Consider the following 1,596-nt stretch of genomic DNA (forward strand, 5'->3'; position numbering starts at 1 on the left):
GTGCGGGCGGGTCGACGGGCTCAGCGCGGGCGGCGGGCGAGGACGAGGGTGGTGCGCAGGCGCAGGGTGACGGTGCCGTCGAAGCCGTCCACCACGGACCGCAGCGCGGTCAGCGCGCGGGTCTGCTGCTCGGGCGGGTGTTGCCGGTAGGGGCCGAAGGTCTGCAGCAGGCGCAGGTAGCCGTCGGTGTCCAGCGGAACGTCGCGGTGCGTGGTGTCGGCGCGGACGTCGGTGAACACGCCGCTGGCGGTGATGTCGTGTTCGAACCAGCCGGCGGGTCGTTCGGTGACGGTGGGGTCGATGGCGCGTAGCGCGGCGTCGATGGCGGCGCCCTGGTCGGGGTCGGCGTAGCCGTACTTGTGGCCGAAGACGGCGAGGGTGCCGCCGGGGGTGAGGGCGGCGTGGGCGCGCTGGTTGCGGGTGGCCGGGTCGAGCCAGTGCCAGGCCAGGGCGCAGGCGATCAGCGGTACGCCGCCGGTGGGTGGCTGCCACTGTTCGAAGGTCTGGCCGACCACGGTGACGCCCGGGTGTCGGGCGGCCAGCACGGCGGCCATCCGCGGGTCGGGTTCGAGGCAGGTGAGCGGGGCGTCGAGGCGCAGCAGGACGTCGGTGGCCTTGCCGGTGCCGGCGCCGATCTCGACCACGTGGGTCGGGGTTGCGCCGTGGTAGGCGCGGATGGTGTCGGCGATGGTGGTGGGATATCCGGGGCGGGCGTCGTCGTACAGGTCGGCGACGTCTCCGAAGACTCCGGTCATGGGCCGATGATGTCAGAGGCCACCGGCGACGCGCAGGACCGCGCCGGTGGTGTAGGAGGCGTCCGGGCTGAGTAGCCAGGCGACCGCGGCGGCGACCTCGTCGGGTTCGCCGGCGCGGCCGAGGGGGATCCGCCCGGCGGCCCGGTCGGGGCGGTCGGGCATGCCGGAGAGGGCGTGGATGTCGGTGCGGATGATGCCGGGGGCGACGCCGTTGACCCGGATGCCGCGGGGGGCGAGTTCCTTGGCCAGGCCGGTGGTGAGGGTGTCGGTGGCGGCCTTCACGGCGGCGTAGTGGACGTACTCGCCGGGGCTGCCGAGGGTGGCCGCCGCGGAGGAGATGTTGACGATGGCGGCGCCGCCGCTCATCCGGCGGGCGGCCTGCTGGGCGCAGAGGACGTAGCCGATGAGGTTGACGTCGACGACCTCGCGCAGGTCGGCGGGGTCAAGGTCGGTGAACGGCCCGATCGGGCTGGTGACGCCGGCGTTGTTGACCAGGCCGGTGAGGTCGCCGAGGTCGGCGGCGGCGTCGAAGAGGGCGGCGACCTGGTCGGGGTCGCGGGTGTCGGCGGGCACCGCGACGGCCCGTACGCCGGTGGCGTGCAGGTCGGCCAGGACGGCGGCCGCGGCGTCGCGGTCGCGGCGGTAGGACAGCGCGACGTGGTGGCCGGCGTGGGCGAGCCGGCGGGCGGTCGCGGCGCCGATGCCGCGGCTGCCGCCGGTGATGACGGTGACCGGATTCAACGCACCTCTCCCCTGCCGTTGTCGCTGCGCCGACGCTACCGTGACCGGCACGGGCCGGCGGGGAGGGGAACGTCACATGACGCGGGCGTTGGTGCTGGGC

2 protein-coding genes are annotated in these 1,596 nt (G+C 74.9%); both read right to left on the reverse strand.

The genetic code is table 11. From position 1 onward, the window contains the following. Positions 1–20: 20 nt before the first annotated feature. Positions 21–755 (reverse strand): class I SAM-dependent methyltransferase, encoded by a 735-nt coding sequence (locus DLJ47_RS14550; RefSeq protein WP_109900565.1) that lies wholly within the window; start codon positions 753–755, stop codon positions 21–23. A gap of 12 nt (positions 756–767) precedes the next feature. Then, positions 768–1,496 carry an SDR family NAD(P)-dependent oxidoreductase gene (locus DLJ47_RS14555; protein WP_109900566.1) on the reverse strand — a complete coding sequence of 243 codons (729 nt, stop codon included), beginning with the start codon at positions 1,494–1,496 and terminating at the stop codon, positions 768–770. Positions 1,497–1,596 lie beyond the last annotated feature (100 nt).

This window comes from Micromonospora sp. S4605, from assembly GCF_003176715.1.
Classification (GTDB): domain Bacteria; phylum Actinomycetota; class Actinomycetes; order Mycobacteriales; family Micromonosporaceae; genus Micromonospora; species Micromonospora echinaurantiaca.

Coding starts and splice junctions, on each gene's coding strand:
- DLJ47_RS14550 (WP_109900565.1), bottom strand. CDS start 755: ATGACCGGAGTCTTCGGAGACGTCGCCGACCTGTACGACGACGCCCGC.